This window comes from Rhizobium mesosinicum (assembly GCF_019511345.1).
Classification (GTDB): Bacteria; Pseudomonadota; Alphaproteobacteria; order Rhizobiales; family Rhizobiaceae; genus Rhizobium; species Rhizobium mesosinicum.
This window is the reverse complement of record NZ_JAEUAK010000002.1, coordinates 509,637-525,335: the sequence shown is the minus strand read 5'-3', so window position 1 is coordinate 525,335 and position 15,699 is coordinate 509,637. Positions and strand designations below refer to the sequence as shown.

At 61.6% G+C, this 15,699-nt stretch carries 14 protein-coding genes; 3 read left to right on the top strand and 11 right to left on the bottom strand.

What is annotated here, in order from left to right:
* Positions 1-42 precede the first annotated feature (42 nt).
* The 3 genes from JNB85_RS06525 to JNB85_RS06515 form a co-directional block, all read right to left on the bottom strand.
* A complete protein-coding gene (locus JNB85_RS06525; RefSeq protein ID WP_220333540.1) occupies positions 43-1,104 on the bottom strand; it encodes a M14 family metallopeptidase in 1,062 nt (353 codons plus the stop codon).
* 70 nt (positions 1,105-1,174) lie between these two features.
* Positions 1,175-1,696: a 2'-5' RNA ligase family protein gene (locus JNB85_RS06520; protein WP_220333539.1), complete on the bottom strand. Its 522-nt coding sequence runs from the start codon at positions 1,694-1,696 to the stop codon at positions 1,175-1,177.
* An 801-nt stretch (positions 1,697-2,497) separates the two neighbouring features.
* Entirely contained in the window at positions 2,498-3,547 is a 1,050-nt protein-coding gene (locus JNB85_RS06515; RefSeq protein WP_220333538.1) for an AraC family transcriptional regulator, read from the bottom strand.
* On the opposite strand from JNB85_RS06515, the gene JNB85_RS06510 reads away from it, so the two are divergent.
* Together JNB85_RS06510 and JNB85_RS06505 are read left to right on the top strand one after the other, a co-directional pair.
* Complete coding sequence (locus tag JNB85_RS06510) at positions 3,540-3,908, top strand: VOC family protein (RefSeq protein ID WP_220333537.1); 369 nt, start codon at positions 3,540-3,542, stop codon at positions 3,906-3,908. The genes JNB85_RS06515 and JNB85_RS06510 overlap by 8 nt on opposite strands.
* Positions 3,909-3,922: 14 nt before the next feature.
* Positions 3,923-4,990: a quinone oxidoreductase family protein gene (locus JNB85_RS06505; RefSeq protein WP_220333536.1), complete on the top strand. Its 1,068-nt coding sequence runs from the start codon at positions 3,923-3,925 to the stop codon at positions 4,988-4,990.
* A 40-nt stretch (positions 4,991-5,030) separates the two neighbouring features.
* On the opposite strand, the gene JNB85_RS06500 is transcribed toward JNB85_RS06505, so the two are convergent.
* Complete coding sequence (locus JNB85_RS06500) at positions 5,031-5,996, bottom strand: AraC family transcriptional regulator (protein WP_223216434.1); 966 nt, start codon at positions 5,994-5,996, stop codon at positions 5,031-5,033.
* A 59-nt stretch (positions 5,997-6,055) separates the two neighbouring features.
* On the opposite strand from JNB85_RS06500, the gene JNB85_RS06495 reads away from it, so the two are divergent.
* A complete protein-coding gene (locus JNB85_RS06495) occupies positions 6,056-7,084 on the top strand; it encodes an NAD-dependent epimerase/dehydratase family protein (protein WP_220333535.1) in 1,029 nt (342 codons plus the stop codon).
* Between the two features lie 211 nt (positions 7,085-7,295).
* On the opposite strand, the gene guaA is transcribed toward JNB85_RS06495, so the two are convergent.
* The 7 genes from guaA to JNB85_RS06460 all read right to left on the bottom strand — a co-directional run bounded on the left by guaA (position 7,296) and on the right by JNB85_RS06460 (position 15,683).
* A complete protein-coding gene (gene guaA / locus JNB85_RS06490; protein WP_220333534.1) occupies positions 7,296-8,858 on the bottom strand; it encodes a glutamine-hydrolyzing GMP synthase in 1,563 nt (520 codons plus the stop codon).
* Positions 8,859-9,051: 193 nt separating this feature from the next.
* On the bottom strand, positions 9,052-9,690 hold the full coding sequence (locus JNB85_RS06485; protein WP_220333533.1) for a 5'-methylthioadenosine/S-adenosylhomocysteine nucleosidase: 639 nt from the start codon (positions 9,688-9,690) through the stop codon (positions 9,052-9,054).
* Positions 9,687-10,136: a PaaI family thioesterase gene (locus JNB85_RS06480; RefSeq protein WP_220333735.1), complete on the bottom strand. Its 450-nt coding sequence runs from the start codon at positions 10,134-10,136 to the stop codon at positions 9,687-9,689. Before JNB85_RS06480 ends, JNB85_RS06485 begins: the two co-directional genes overlap by 4 nt.
* Before the next feature lie 477 nt (positions 10,137-10,613).
* Complete coding sequence (locus tag JNB85_RS06475; protein WP_220333532.1) at positions 10,614-11,714, bottom strand: DUF1513 domain-containing protein; 1,101 nt, start codon at positions 11,712-11,714, stop codon at positions 10,614-10,616.
* A gap of 3 nt (positions 11,715-11,717) precedes the next feature.
* Positions 11,718-12,821, bottom strand: coding sequence for an imelysin family protein (locus tag JNB85_RS06470; RefSeq protein ID WP_220333531.1), 1,104 nt, complete (start codon positions 12,819-12,821; stop codon positions 11,718-11,720).
* Positions 12,821-14,359 carry a di-heme oxidoreductase family protein gene (locus JNB85_RS06465; RefSeq protein WP_220333530.1) on the bottom strand — a complete coding sequence of 513 codons (1,539 nt, stop codon included), beginning with the start codon at positions 14,357-14,359 and terminating at the stop codon, positions 12,821-12,823. The genes JNB85_RS06470 and JNB85_RS06465 overlap by 1 nt, the downstream gene beginning before the upstream one ends.
* Before the next feature lie 46 nt (positions 14,360-14,405).
* A complete protein-coding gene (locus JNB85_RS06460) occupies positions 14,406-15,683 on the bottom strand; it encodes an imelysin family protein (protein ID WP_220333529.1) in 1,278 nt (425 codons plus the stop codon).
* Between the last annotated feature and the right edge of the window lie 16 nt (positions 15,684-15,699).

Genomic DNA, 15,699 nt, shown 5'->3' with positions numbered 1-15,699 from the left:
TTGCGCGGAGCCTTACATTCGCGCGTGGAAAAGAATGCCGCTTCAGTCTTCCAGCGTGCCGGCCTTTCGCGTTGCTTTGCTCGGCTTGTCGGCGGCGATTTTCATCAGGTCGCCGCGCCGGCGCACCAGCCGGTCGGACGTGCGGGTCAGCAGCAGCCCGTCCTGCGGCGCCCGGATCTCGATATCGCCCTCGGCAAAACCGGGTCGGGTGACGATCGTCGCCAGAAGCTCTCCTTCCGAGACACGCTCGCCGATATTGCGGTGGAAGAGCACGATACCGCCCTGCGGCGCACGCACGATCTCAACATTGTCGAGCGGCACGGCTGGTCCGGAGAAGGTCTTGTCTCCGGCAGTTTCGCCGTTGACGATACCGCGCCCGATCAGGAATTGCAGCAGGCCTTCCGCATCTTTCGCGGCCATACCGGGATCGACGTCGCGCAGGCCGCGCAGTTCCAGCGTCACTGAAAGTTTGCCCGGAAGTTTCGCCTTGCGCTCGCCCGGCACCTCATATTTCCAGGCAAAACCGACCGCTTCTTCGAAGGCGGAGCTTTCGCCATCCGAAAGCAGCACGGCTTCCATGTCGAGCGCATGGGCAAGGTCCGCCGCCTCCGGCCAGAAGGCTTCGTCGATATAGGCATATTGCAGCGATTCATCATCGCAATGCAGATCGAGCACCAGATCGGCGCCGAGTGCCATGTGGATGAGCTCTCGTTTCAACCGATCAGCTGCCGGGTAATTGTCCAGCCCGTCAACCAGCTCTGGCCGATCACGAACGGAGATCAGCGGAAAGTCGCGGTTGAAATTGGTCCGCGATCCCAGATCGAACCGGCCTTGCAGCTCGCCGAAATGCGATTGTGCCGCACCGATCGGATTTGCCTGTGGCACAAGCGTAATATCGCCGGCGATCCGTCCTTCGCCTTCGGCCTGCCTGAGTTGTAGGCAGAGAAAATGCGCCAGCGCCGTTCCCGGCAGTTCGTTCGCGTGCAGTGCGGCCTGGATATAGACCTTCGGGGCGGCGGGATCGCTTCCCTCGAAACGGATGACCGGCAACCGCCATTCGATGCCGGGCGTATCGCCGGGGATGATGATCTCTGAAACGTCCACTGTCCTGCTCCGCCTGTGCCTATTGGGTGGGGAGTTGTATGCGAGTCCCCACCCACGGTGCAAGCTTGTCTCAGCCGAGCAGAGGCCAACGGCCAATCACATCATGCTCGCTCTTTCCATAGATGCTATGGATCAGCAGGAACTCCCGGACAGTCCACCGCACCGGCCGATTAAGCTCTTCAGGCAGAACGGTCTTGCGATCGTAGAGCAGCGTCATATGCGGTGTCAGATGGCCACCGAGGTTATAGGGCAATCCGGCCTCATACAGACCTTCCTGGATCTGGTGGCGAAGATCCAGCAGCGCTTCGTTTTCCTGCCTGGTGCAGATGACGAAGGCCTGCGGTTCGCCCGGATGGCGGAAGCTCATGATCTCATCAAGCACCAATTCGAACGGTCGGACGCGTATCGTCGCAGCCATCTGTTCCGCAGCGAACGCGATATCCTGCGGCAGCCTGCGATAGGCGCCCACACCATTCAGCGTGATATGAAGCAGCTCAAGGGGTCGCGAAGGCCCCGTCAATGCATGGACGTTGCGATAAGTCTGGGCGATCTCCATCGCTTCGGATGCTGCCTCAGCGGTCGGGCGGAGCATGAAGAACAGCCTGTGGTGGCGTCCCCCGCCGGCGCCGGATTTCTTCCGGGGATCGGAGCCATTCGGGTCGAGCGGAAAATGAGGCATCTGAACTACGGACTACATCGTCCGCCTCCTTGTTTTACAAGGAGGAGCTTATCAGAGCTGCCCTTTTCGTCAAGAACAAAACAAGAACAAAGAAGGCGGAGCTATACCTGAAACAAAAACGGCTGCCGAGCGGCAGCCGTTTGCTGATGTCAATTAAACGGTGAATGCGTGCCTTAGGCGGCGTCCTTGGCCGCCTCAGTCACCTCTCCGGAGGACGAGGCAAAAACGGGAATCCGTGTCGGGTTTCCCAGATCTTCATTCCCACTCGATCGTTTGGGGCCATGTCAAATATCTGAATTTGTCGCAGAAAATACTTCTGCGTGCAAATACTACCGGCCCAGGACCCGTCAGAAACCTACACTGCCGATATCGTTGAGGAATTTCCGCCGGCTCCCCGCAAGCCATCTATCGACTACTATCGGCTCTTTGCGCGCCATTCCAGCTCCGACGCCCGACCCCGGATCGCGGCGAAAAGTACCGTCAAAGTTGGTCCGGCTCGGTGCCTACGCGAGCAGGCGAAGACTGGCCTGCGTCCCCAATTCTCCGACCACTGGAGGATAAATGAGCGAAAGGCTAAGCCGCCTGCGCGTCCTGATCAGCATGACCACCATACAAATCCGCTTTCGAGCGGACCACCTAAAGACCGAACGGGGGGCCGTTCGCAGCAGTTGTCCAAGCACGCATAGACCCAGCGGCGGAGCCCCCAATCGCAGTTCAACCGAGTTGAGACGCTACAGCTTGCTGAAGCCGAGACCGGTAGCGACCGGGGCTCTCGCCGAACTTTCTTTTGAAAGCCAGGCCGAAAGCTGTTTCTGATTCATAGCCAATGGCCCCGGCAATTTCCCCAAGAGGCGCCCTATCCCGCTTCAGCGCGTCGCGAGCAACCGTCATGCGCCAATGGATCAGATATTCGAGGGGCGCCGAGCCGACTAGCCGCTTGAACCTGTCCGCGAAGGCGGTGCGTGACATGCCGACAGCTGCCGCAAGGTCCGCTACTCTCCAGCGCCGGGCCACGTCGAGGTGCATCGCCTGGATCGCCGCTCCGACGTGGCGATCGGCCAGCGCGCCCAGCCAGCCGGACGGTCGCTCACCGCTAGCGAGGTAGGCACGCAGGATATTGACCAGAATGATGGCGCAAAGACCGCCACCGATAGCGGCGGTGCCCATCCGTTCCTTTTCCGTCTCGAAGGTGATGAGCGCCAATGCGGCCTGCAGGGCGCTGGCCTGGGGTTGACTTCCCCGAATATGAATGATCGGCGGAAGCATCGACAGAAGCAGGCTCGATGTTTCGTCATCCAAGACAAAACGCCCGCCCACCCCGACGCTTCGCGGCTCGCCGCTGCCGAAGCGCACCACGCCATCGGCCTGCAAATGCTTGTCCATTACACCGAGACCATCCATTGGCACCGCATCGTGGTCGCTGGCAAAGCAGTATGGGCCGCCATTGGTCAAGAGATAGAAGTCCCCCGCTTCCAACTCCAGTATCTCGGACCCGCCCTCCATCCACAGCCAACGCTTTCCCTCGATCACGCCGCCGAACTTCATGTAGCGATAGGCAGGAAAACGCAGGGCCCAAGGTCCCGATGCCTCCACCCGGCGGGAGAGAAAGCTCCGCACGTCGAGAAGGGCCAGCATGTCGCTGAGCGGGTCACAAGCGCCGATTTTGGACGATTGAATAGGAATCAGGGTGCTTGCATTATGGAAATGCAGAATAAAAACGCAACAATGCGCGGGACTTTCACCACGAGGACCATTCATGCGCATTCTGGAACACTGTTTTCGGGTCTATGCAGACTCCAGCCACTTTGACAAAACGATCGCCTTCTACGAGGCGCTGCAGGGTGTCGCGTGCGCGCGTCGCCTGACGATTGCGGAAACCGGCGTCAAGGTCGCCAAGATTGGTGGCTTCCTGCTTCTCTCAGGGACCGAAGATCAGCTCGCCACGGCGCGGCCGGTCGATGCGATATTCTATATCGATGCGCTGGACGACGCCGCCGCGTGGCTGACGGCCAAAGGCGCCGAAATCCTGCGTCCGCCCCATGCCGTCACCGGAGGAGCCAACCTGCTGGCGCGCCACCCCGACGGTCTCGTCGTCGAATATTTCAAAGCCGCGTCCGGGCAATGACAGGGACAAAGCTCATGAAAGCCTGGAATATCGATCGCCTCGGCGGCTCGCTTAGCCTTGTCGAGCGCGCTGTGCCCGCAGCGCGCGCCGGCAGCGTGCTCGTCCGCATCGAAGCCCAGTCGTTGATGTCCTATTTGGGGCCCTATCTGAAAGGCGCGCTGCCGGCCTATCGTGCACCGAAAAATTTTACGCCCGGCGGCAACGGCATAGGCGTCATCGAAGCTGTCGGCGATGATGTCTGGCATCTTCGACCGGGGCAGCGGGTCATTGTCTCCTCGCATCTCGTCGCGCACGAAAATGTTCAGGAGCCGGGCCAGATCTTGCTCGGCATCACCTCTCCGGGCGGAATTGGCGACGCGCTGCAAGCATCGTGGCAAGACGGAACGCTTGCCGAGTATGTGCTCGTCCCCGCGCAACTCGCAACGCCGCTCGACGGGCTGGAGCATCTCGATTCGGTTCGGCTTGCGGTGCTGACCCGGCTGGTCGTGCCCTATGGTGGACTTCTACGCGGTCGCCTCGCCGCCGGGGAGACGGTGATCGTCAACGGCGCAACCGGCGCCTATGGAACAGCGGCGGTGCTGGTTGCGATTGCAATGGGCGCGGCACGGATCGTAGCGGCGGGGCGCAACGGCGATGTATTGCAGCGGCTCGCTGATACGGCCGGGCCGCTGGTCGTGCCGGTGGCGCTTATCGGCGATGTGGCAGACGATACCGCGCGGCTGCGCGACGCCGCCGGCGGGGGCGCCCATCTCGCGCTCGACATGATCGGGGGGGCCGCCGATGCGAAGTCGACCAGCTCGGCGCTGGGTACCCTTTACCGGGGTGGCCGGCTCGTGATGATGGGGAGCGCGCGTGCGCCGCTTCCGCTCGACTACTTCCAGATGATGTTCAACGATCTCGAAGTGCTCGGCAACTTCATGCATCCGTCCGATGCGCACCTGCGTCTTGTCGCCCTGGTGCGCTCGGGCCGCCTTTCGCTCGACCCGATTGCCCCGCAGGTCTTTGCGCTGGATGACCTCGATTCGGCCGTGACGGAAGCGGCCGGGGCGGGCAATCTGGAGATGGTCGTGGTGACATCCTGAGCCTTGCCTCCGGGCAGTATTCCCCGGGGGCATCTGGCTTTTAGGCGGCGTCGGCGCACGCCTGTCGTTCGCGCCATAGCGAAGGGGAAACGCCGGTCATTCGCTTGAAGGCATTGCTGAAGGCCCCTTGCGAGGAATAGCCGGCCAAAGCGGCCACCGACGCCACGGGAAGCCTCTGGTCCCGCAACGCCTTGCAAGCCAGATGGATGCGCCAGCGCGCCAGATAGCCGAGCGGCGCGATGCCGGCCGTCGCGGTGAAGCGCGCCGCGAAGGTCGAGCGCGACATCGCACAGGCGCGTGCCAGCTCGTCGAGATGCCATGCGCGTGCCGGTTCGTCATGCATCAGCTGCACGGCCGGCACGAGGCGCGGATCGCCCAGCGCGCGCAACCATCCGGGCGGAATGCGCCCGTCGCTGTCCATCTGCGCCCGCAGGATCTGCACGAACAGCAACTGCGCGAGCTGCGACGCGACCAGGGCGCTGCCCGGCAGGCGTTGCTTGCGCTCGTTCACCAGTTCGCCGAGCAACCAGCGAAAGCGTGCCGCCTGCTCGGTCGCTCCGTCGACCCGCAGCCATGGTGGCAGCGCTTCCGACAGCAGCGGTCCACTCGTCGGATCGAGCAGGACATGCCCGCCCACATAGTGGCAGTTCGTTCCGTCGCCTAAGATGACGAACGAGCGGCCACGCCCGGAAAACAGCGCCATTGCGTCGACCGGCGTCACTGATGGGTCGCTCGACAAGGTGTAAGGACGCCGCGCCGTCAGAAGGCCCACATCGCCTTGTTTGAAGCGCACCGGTGCCTCGCCGTCGATCTGCGCCCAGCAAAAGCCCTTGGTCAGCGCGAAGAACTTGATCGACTTTGGCGCCGGAAACCGAAGCGCCCAGGGGCCTCCCGCCTCGAAGCCCCCGGTCACCATCGACTCCACGGTGGTCAGGCTGAGTATCTCGGAAAGCGCGTCGGAGGGCATTTTCGGATTATCGCGTATAAATACCGGACGTTCAAGCATTCTCGATCCAGATTCGAGCCTTATCTGAAAGACGACACCAACTCGCTTTCGGAGCAGCCATGGCAGACGACACCATCCTCATCACCGGTGCGACCGGCTTCATCGCCCAGCATAATATCATCGCCGCGCTCGCCGCGGGCTTCCAGGTGCGCACCGCCATCCGCTCGCTTGATCGTTCGGACCAGGTTCGCGCGTATCTCGCCAAAGGCGGTGCCGAGCCGGGAGATCGACTGAGCTTCGTCGAGACCGATCTGCTCAAGGACGAGGGATGGGCGGAAGCCACGCAAGGCTGCACCTATGCGATCCATAGCGCGTCCTCGACGCCCTCAGGCGATTATGCCAGCGAAGAGGAATGGATCCGACCGGCAGTGGACGGCAATTTGCGATTGCTCCGCGCCGCCCGTGCCGCCGGAGTAAAACGGGTGGTGCTCACCTCCGCCTTTGGTGCCATCGGCGCGGGCAAGGCCAGCCCGGGACGCCCCTTTACCGAAGAAGACTGGAGCGATCTGAACGGCAACATCGCTCCCTATCAGAAATCCAAGACGCTAGCGGAGCGCGCGGCGTGGGATTTCATCGCCCAACAGGGCGGCGGGATGGAACTGGCCACGATCAATCCGACCGCCGTGATGGGCCCGGCGCTGGGGCCGGATACGTCGCATTCGCTGATGATGCTGAAGGGCATGCTCGAGGGCCAGCCCGGCCAACCTCGGATCCAGTCCTGTTTCGTGGACGTGCGCGATGTGGCCGACCTTCACATGCGGGCAATGACCAATCCGGCCGCGGCGGGTGAGCGCTTTCTCGCGACCTCCGGTGAGGCTCTGTGGCTCGCCGATGTGGCCAAAATCCTCAAAGAACGCCTCGGCAAACAGGCCCGCAAAATATCGACGATGCAGGTTTCCGACATCGCCCTTAAAGCCAAGGCTTTGGTCGATCCCAGGGTGAAGGGGCTGTTGCCGCTGCTCGGCGTCGATTTGTCTGCCAGCGGCGAAAAAGCGAAACGCATGCTCGGCTGGAATCCCCGCCCGCCCGCCGATGCCATCGAGGCCGCCGCGCGCAGCATGATCGAAGTCGGGCTCGTCGACGTCTGAACACTCGCTCGGGCGAGCGGATGCGGCCGCCCCCACCCGCGCTTCCCGAGCAAGCCCCTCAGTCTCTCGCCGCTCCTGTACACCGCCTCGTCGCGTGCGAGATGCGAGTCCGGCCATTTCTTCGGGCTTACCGACATCGATTGGTGCCTATCGAATGTTCCAAGCCATCAATGTTCGCTACTGTTTCCCTCAGTGACCCAAACTTGCCCCGTTACTCCCACTCGATCGTGCCCGGCGGCTTGCTGGTCACATCATAAACCACGCGGTTGATACCACGGACTTCGTTGATGATGCGGGTCGCGGCCCGGCCGAGGAATTCCATGTCGTAGTGATAGAAATCCGCCGTCATGCCATCAACCGAGGTGACGGCGCGTAGCGCGCAGACAAATTCATAAGTGCGGCCGTCGCCCATGACGCCGACAGTCTGGACGGGCAGCAGCACGGCGAAAGCCTGCCAGATCGCGTCATAGAGGCCGGCCTTGCGGATCTCGTCGAGATAGATCGCATCGGCTTCGCGCAGGATATCGAGCTTCTCGCGGGTGATGCCGCCGGGGCAGCGGATGGCGAGGCCTGGACCCGGGAAGGGATGACGGCCGATAAAGCTGTCCGGCAGGCCAAGTTCCTTGCCGAGCACGCGAACCTCGTCCTTGAAGAGTTCGCGAAGCGGCTCGACGAGCTGCATCTTCATTCGCTCCGGCAGGCCGCCGACATTGTGGTGCGACTTGATGGTGACGGAAGGGCCGCCGGTGAAGGAAACGGACTCGATCACATCGGGATAAAGCGTGCCCTGGCCGAGGAAATCCGCGCCGCCAAGCTTCTTGGCCTCGTCCTCGAAAGTCTCGATGAACAGGCGGCCGATGATCTTGCGCTTCGTTTCCGGGTCGGAAACGCCTTCGAGCTCGCCGATGAAGCGATCGGAGGCGTCGACATGGATCAGGTGCAGATTGTAGTGCTCGCGGAACATGGCAACGACGCCTGCGGCCTCGTCCTTGCGCATCAGGCCGTGGTCGACGAGGATGCAGGTCAGCTGGTCGCCGACTGCTTCGTGGATGAGAAGGGCCGCGACCGACGAATCCACTCCACCGGAAAGCGCGCAGATGACGCGCTTGTCGCCGACTTGGCGGCGGATATCTTCGACAGCCTTTTGGCGGTAGGCGGACATGGTCCAGTCGCCTTGGATGCCAGCGATGTTGTGGATGAAGTTCGCGATCAGCTTGGCGCCATCAGGTGTGTGCACGACCTCAGGATGGAACTGCACGCCGTAATATTTGCGCTTCTCGTCGGCGATAAAGGCGTAAGGCGCGTTGGACGAAGTAGCGACGACCTCGAAACCTTGGGGCAGTTTCGTCACGCGGTCGCCGTGGCTCATCCAGACCTGATGACGCGAACCCTTGGACCAAAGACCTTCGAAGAGAGCGCATTCCTCGTCGACTTCCAGGAAGGCGCGGCCGAATTCGCGGTGATGACCGCTTTCCACCATACCGCCGAGCTGCATGCACATCGTCTGCTGTCCGTAGCAGATGCCGAACACCGGAAGCCCGCTGTCGAAGATGATCTGAGGCGCCCGGGGCGATCCTTCATCGACCGTCGAGGCCGGGCTGCCGGACAGGATTACCGCTTTCGGCTGAAGGCGCTTGAAGCCTTCTTCGGCGGACTGGAAGGGAACGATCTCGCAATAGACGCCGGCTTCACGCACGCGTCGTGCGATGAGCTGGGTCACCTGGCTGCCGAAATCGACGATGAGAACGCTGTCGGGATGTGCTGTCTGGGTCATGGCGAGCCTTTAATGAAAAGCGCCTCTGCTTGCAATCCGGGAATTCGGCCGTATCAGGGTTTTATTGTCCCGATTGTCCCTGTTTTCAGCGCTTGCAGCGTGTCGCGATCTTTCATATTCGCTGCCACGGTTCAAGCTTTTATCTTCGCATGTCGTTATCGCAAAACCGCTGCACACTTTTGCGCGACATGCTTTAGAACCAGAAAACACCATCTTCCAGAGCAGTAAACAGACTATCGACGGCATAGGAAAGCTTGCGGTCGACAATGTGCAGATATTCCGTCCAGCCCGAAATATGCTGCAGCTCGACTGCGCCATCTGAAATGCCGCGAAGGCCGATCAGCGGCAGTTTGTAGCCCTGGCAGGCGCGCAGCACCGCATAGGTCTCCATGTCGACCATGTCGGCTGCAATATTGGCATAGGCGGCACCGGAAACGACGTTGCCGCCGGTCGAAAGGCTGGCTTCGGGAATGCCGGGAATGCGCAGCGGCAGGTCGAGATCGGCAGGCAGATCGAGAAAGGGAGTCTTGCCCTTTTCGAAGCCGAGCGGCGAGGCATCCATGTCACGATAGGAAACGGAGGTGACCTGATAGACTTCGGTCTGCTGCAGGCGCGCCGAACCGGCCGAGCCGAGCGAAACCACGAGATCGGGCAGATCGTCGGAAGCATCGAGACGGGAGAGCGACTTGGAGATCGCGATTGCCGCCTCGACCGGGCCGACGCCTGTCATCAGCGGTTCGATCCGCGAGCGCAGGAACGGGCCGTACTCGGCCTCCGCGGCCATGACGAACAGGATGGACTTGCCTGCGACCGACTTCAGTTCGAATTTCATCCCGTAATTCCCTCTCTTCCGCGAATGACCATCATCGTCCCGGTCATGGACGCGATGAGCTTGGCAGGCCCGTCGCTGATCGCATAACCTCGCCCATCGGCGACGATGATGTTGGAGCCGGGCTTTGTGATCTCGCCTCTGAAGAGGAAGCGTTCCCCACGCCCCGGCGACATGAGGTTGACCTTGAACTCGATCGTGAGGATCGAGGCTTCGGCATCGATAACGCTGTAGGCGGCAAAACCGCAGGCCGAATCGAGCGCTGCGGAAATGATGCCCGCGTGCAAAATGCCGTGCTGCTGTGTCAGTTTGACGTCGAAAGGAAGCTCGATTTCCACCACGCCGTGTTCGACACGCGTCAACTCCGCGCCGATGGTGTGCATGGCCGCCTGGCGGGAAAAACTCTGGCGGATCCGCTCGCGGAAATCGCCCCTGTCGGTGTCGTTCATCATGGTCCCTCTTGCGATCGCGAAAGTGGCATGGCCGGTCGGATTCGACAAGGTTTCAAACCGGCTCACGATGGTTTTGTCTTTTCGATACGAGTTTTCGATCACGCAGCACCGGGCTGTGTTGCCTGCGGGTCCGGCCGGGCAGGGCCGATGAAGTGCAGGCGCTTCTCGCCGGCATGATCAACTCCAGCAGGGTAGAAGCGGTAATATGCGCTAGAATATCTGGCAGGATCAGGCCAATGCTGACATCATCATCCTGGATGGGCTCTACACGGACAATGCCGTCGTGGCCGCTATCACAAGAGGCCGCATTTCCGGGGTGATTTCGCTGTCATCAACGACCTCTCCGAACGCAAGGCCCTGGTGCTCGATCCCGTACAGATTACCTGGCAGTTCGACGAACGCTCACAACTATCTCAGGGACTAAACAATGGCGGCGCGGGCAGCCGCCGAAGCCTTCCAAAAGGAATGGAAAGACTACCGCATCTGCGCCGGCTGAGTGATGCGGACGATATGCTGATCCCAGGCGACATCGCTATGAGCCGACAGGAAATCGCCGTCATAGGAGGAAACGGCAAAGCCGCCGGGAGCAGGCGCAATGCCCGCGGCATCGTGAACGCTGTCCTCACGCAGCACCTTACCCGTTTTCGCATCGATGGTGACGGACGCGCCGCCGATCGGCGAGGTGACGCCGACCAGGCCTTCCTTTCGGTTGACTGCGATCGCCCCGACATAATTGGCAAGTCGCCGGGTCGTCTCCTCGGGCAAGTCGATGAAAACAAGATCCTCGCCCTTGCCGAAATGGCCGACGAGCGGTGGCAGGTCCTTCCGATGGCCCTCATATTGGCAGGCAAACCAGATACGGCCACCGGCATCGACATCGACATGGCGCGTGGAAACTGACGACCATTGCTGCGGCATGATATGTTTTTCGATCAGTGCGCCGGTCGCCGCATCGATGAGCACCAGCGACGGCTGCATATTGCCGAGATTGAGCTTGGTGCGGCCGAAATCCGGATGTGTCTCGATGCCGCCATTGGCGACGACGAGCATGCGGCCGTCATCGGAAACCGCCATGTCATGCGGGCCGACGCCATAGGTCTCATATTCGCCGATACGGACAAAGCGGTTCGTCGCATCATAGAGGCCGATCATGCCCCTGTTATTGTCGAAGTCGTTCTCACTGGCATAGAGCAGCCGCCCGTCCGGCGAAAAGGCACCGTGGCCGTAGAAATGCCGGCCCTCCGGTGAAGTGATGACGACGGGCTCACCCTTGTTCCAGGGGTCGAAGATCATCGCGAAGGTACCCGGCCGGCGGGCGAAGGCGACGATGTGACCGGTGGCGACGCTATGGGCCATGCCATGGGCGCGGGCGGGCAGCGCCACCTGATCGACAATCTCTCCTCGTTCGGTGACCGTCGCCACCGCAAAGGAGCCGTTGGCAGCGCGGATACCGGATGCGTAAACAGCGTCGGCGCGCGTGAGAGCCAGTAGCGCTTCAGGTTTCAGCGCGGCCAGAAAGCCGATACCAGCGGCCTTGATGAAGCCACGGCGGTCGATGGCGGCGCCGCGCCACATCGGTCAGTCTCCGTCCGAGAAGGAGAAGCCGGCCGAAAGACCGATTGCCGCTCCATATTGATCGCTGATCGTAGTGATGAGATCGCGGCTTTCGGTCAGCAGTGTATCGAGCTTGGCCTTCTCCGCATCGCTGACCGCGACTTCGATATCCGGGTTCAGCTTCGAGATGCTGTCGATGATCGTCTTCAGCTTGGCGTCGATCGAATCGGCAACAGCCTTCTTCTCCGGCGGCAGCAGTTCGGCCATGCCGGCCTTCTGCCAGAGCGTACGGACGCCCTCGAGATTGGCCGCCATCGACTTCCATGTATTTTTCGAACGCCAGTAGATCGCCATGCGCGGGCGGGCGGGCGTATCCCTGCCCTTGTAAAGCTGCTCCAGCCGCTGATCGCGAACGTTTTCCGCACCATGGACGAGGATGCCGAGGAGGGCGGTTATGGCCTCCTTGTTGTCCATGAAATCGTCGCTCTGCGGGCCAGGATGCTTCCAGCTCGCTTGTACCCCGTCAGGCTTTTCCCAGGCGGCGACCACTTCGCCAGCCTCGCGCTGGATATTGCCGGCGACCGCCTGGCCATAGAGGCAGCGAAAGCCGCCCTTCTGCTTGATGAGGTCGTCCGAGCCGTTGCCGTAGAGGACATATTCCAGTGCGGTCAGGCCCTGCAGAGCCACGCTCTTGCCGGCGATTGCATCGACGGTCGTGTCCTTCGGATCGGCCTTGGCGATCAGCGCCTGAACCTGCTTGAGACCGACACCCTTTCTGTCGGGATAGAAAAGGATGTGTTCGAAGAGATTGTCCTGGATGACAGGGCCGGTCTGCACGATCTCGATCGTCGACCAGTAGCGGATCGTATCGTCGAAAGCGGATTTAGCGCGGTCGAGCGTCTGCTGAGTACCGGAGGCGCAGAGATCGTTCATGGCGGTCGTCAGGCGCGCGGATGACTGCTGCATGTTGCGATAGCCGGGTCGGATAACCTCATCGACAGCGCGCTGCATGACGGAAGGCGCAGCATCCTGGTTGAGACCCGATGCGGGCGGTGCGGCGCTCTGGGCGGCGGCCGACGTGGCAAGGCCGGTCAGAGCGAGCCGAAGGAGGGTGTGCCAGGGGCGCATCAGAATGACTCCAGGAATATAATCAGGGCCTCTCTATCGTCTTTTGACAGCGAGGAGAATGCGTTACGGGCTTTTTCAGCTTCGCCGCCGTGCCAGAGAATTGCTTCGGTGAGATTTCTGGCGCGGCCGTCATGCAGGAAGAAGCTGTGTCCGCTGACAGTCCGGGTCAGTCCTATACCCCATAGCGGCGGCGTGCGCCATTCACGTCCGCTGGCAAGTCCTACTTGCTGTCCGTCGGCCAGGCCATCGCCCATATCGTGCAGCAGGAAATCGGAGTAAGGCCAGATGAGCTGGAACGATTGGGCCGTCTCAGTGCTATCCCGGCGTGTAACGAACTTCGGCACGTGGCAGGAAATGCAGCCGGATTCGTAGAAAAGCTGCTTGCCGCGCAGGGTCCCGGCAAAACTCGCCTTGCGGCGCGCCGGCACGGCGAGGTTCTCGGAATAGAAGGTAACGAGATCGAGCACGGGGCCCGGCGCCTCCTCGCTGCCGAGGCGTTTCTGCACGCCGTCAGGCATGACGAGGCACTTTGTCTCAGCCGCGGTGCAGTCGCCATCAGCGTTCGGCGCAGCCGGCGTCGAGATGCCGATATCGGCGGAGAAGGCGTCCGCACTCTGATCGCGCACTGTGGCATTTTGCGCCTTCCAGCCGAAACGGCCGAGCGCGATCTGGCCGGTACGATGATCGCGCACGATCGCGGCCTTACCGGAGATGCCATCATGATCGAGATCGTCTGGATCGGCATGGGCCAGAATATCTGCCTCGGGAATTGCTGCGATCAGCCCGAGGCCGATCATCGGCGGGGCGACCCGCGCCGAGATCGTTGTCGCCGGGTCAAGCGGGCCGTAGGCGAGGTCTTTGACTGAATAGACAGGCTTGCGCAGGTTCACCGTCTCGCCGCCGGCAAGCGTGATCGTCTCTTCGGTGTAGGTGACCGCGACCTTGCCCTCGGCGGCAAGTCCTGGAACGGCGAGATCCTGAAGCTGGCGGCCGTAGACCGGATCGGGGAAATTGACGACATCGGCGTCGGCGATCGCTCTTTCTTCCTTTGATGTCTTTGCCGCACGGGCCACGCGCAGGACCATCGAGGTAGCGCTCGGACCGCCCTCGGGCGGTTTGCCGCGGCCGTCATTGGCGTGACAACTCATGCAGGAGCGGGCGTTGAAGAGCGGACCAAGCCCATCGGATGCCTGCGTCGAGGAGGGTGCGGAAACCCAGAGCTTGCGGAAGAGCGCGTTGCCGAGCCGGAAATTCTGCTCTTCCTCGAAAGGGATATTGGCCGAGATATGCGAGAAACTGTCTTCGGTAACCGGATCGATGGAGGTCGCAGCACCGGCCTGCATGGCCTCGTAAGCTTCGGCCTTGCTGAAGTCACTGGTCGGCCGCGTGACATCGGCGACGCGCTTCAAATCCGCATCGGAAAGATCGGTACGTCCAGTCGGAAGATCAAAGGTACCGGCGATCGCAACGGGAAGTCCGGCGAGCAGAGCGCAGAAAGCTGCGCTGACAAAAAGACGTCTGGCCGGGTTATGCGACATTCAAGGGTTCGGGCCGCTCCGGGTTCGGAGCGGCCCGCCTTTTTGTTTATTTGAAGACAGCGTTAGGATTATCCAGGCTGTCGGAACCTTCAAGCTCGACGGTGCCGAGGTCAAGTGCGGCAATAACGCGCTGGACCGACTTCGTCTGGTCGATAAGACCGTCGATAGCGGCCTGGACGATGGCGTTGCCTTCCTTGTTGCCCTCACCGATCATCTGGTCGTACTTCTCGACCGTCTCGCCGCGCTTGGCCATGGCGTGCATGGCATCCAGCGTCTTGTTGAGCTTGCCGGTCATCTCGGCATCAAGCGCCTTATCCTTGGCTGCGACAAGATCGTGCAGCGACGGGCCAGTCATCTTGGTGCCGTCGACGCGGGTGTATTCGCCCGAATAGGCGGCTGCGATGCCGATCGCGTCGTTCAGGTGCGAGTTGTAAGTGTTGTCGGAGAAGCAGTCATGCTCTTCTTCGGGATCGTGCAGCAGCAGGCCGAGCTTCATGCGCTCCCCCGCGAGTTCACCGTAGGAGAGGGAACCCATGCCCGTCAGGATGGCGACGAGGCCGGCCTTCGGATCGGCTTCGACGTGCTTGGTGGCTTCTCCGTCGGGCGCCCACTTGTCGGTCATTTCCTGCAGGTCGGAAACGAGCAGCGTGGAGGCGGACTTCAGATATTCGGCGCGGCGGTCGCAATTGCCGTGCGTGCAATTCTTCAGGTCATAGTCGGTTGCTGGGCGCTCGCCGGCACCCGGTCCCGTGCCATGCAGATCCTGACCCCAGAGCAGGAATTCTATGGCGTGATAGCCGGTCGCGACATTGGCTTCGATACCGCCGGCTTCGGCAAGCGTACCGGACAGGAATTCCGGCGTCAGCTTGGATGCGTCGACATCCTTGCCGTCGATCTTGATCGTCTTGTTGGCGATGACGTTGGCGACATAGAGAGAGTTCTCATCGCTTTCCGAGCCATAGGAAGGATCGACATAGTCGATCAGCCCCTCATCGAGCGGCCATGCGTTGACCTTGCCTTCCCAGTCGTCGACAACAGGATTGCCGAAGCGGTAGACTTCCGTCTGCTGATAGGGGACACGCGCCTTGATCCAGGCATCCCGGGCAGCCTTCAACGTCGTATCGTTGGGCGTCTTCAGGAATATATCGATGGCCGCGTCGAGCGCCTTCGCAGTCGTCAGCGAGTCCTCGTACTTGGCATGGGCGACTTCGGCATAGTGTTTCACGATTGCAGCAGCATCGGGCGCCGCATAGGCGGGAAGGGCGAGCAGGGCGGCGGGGGCAATCGCCAGCGCGGCTGCGCGGAATGTGCGGTTGAGCTTCATAATCCTCTCCTGTGAC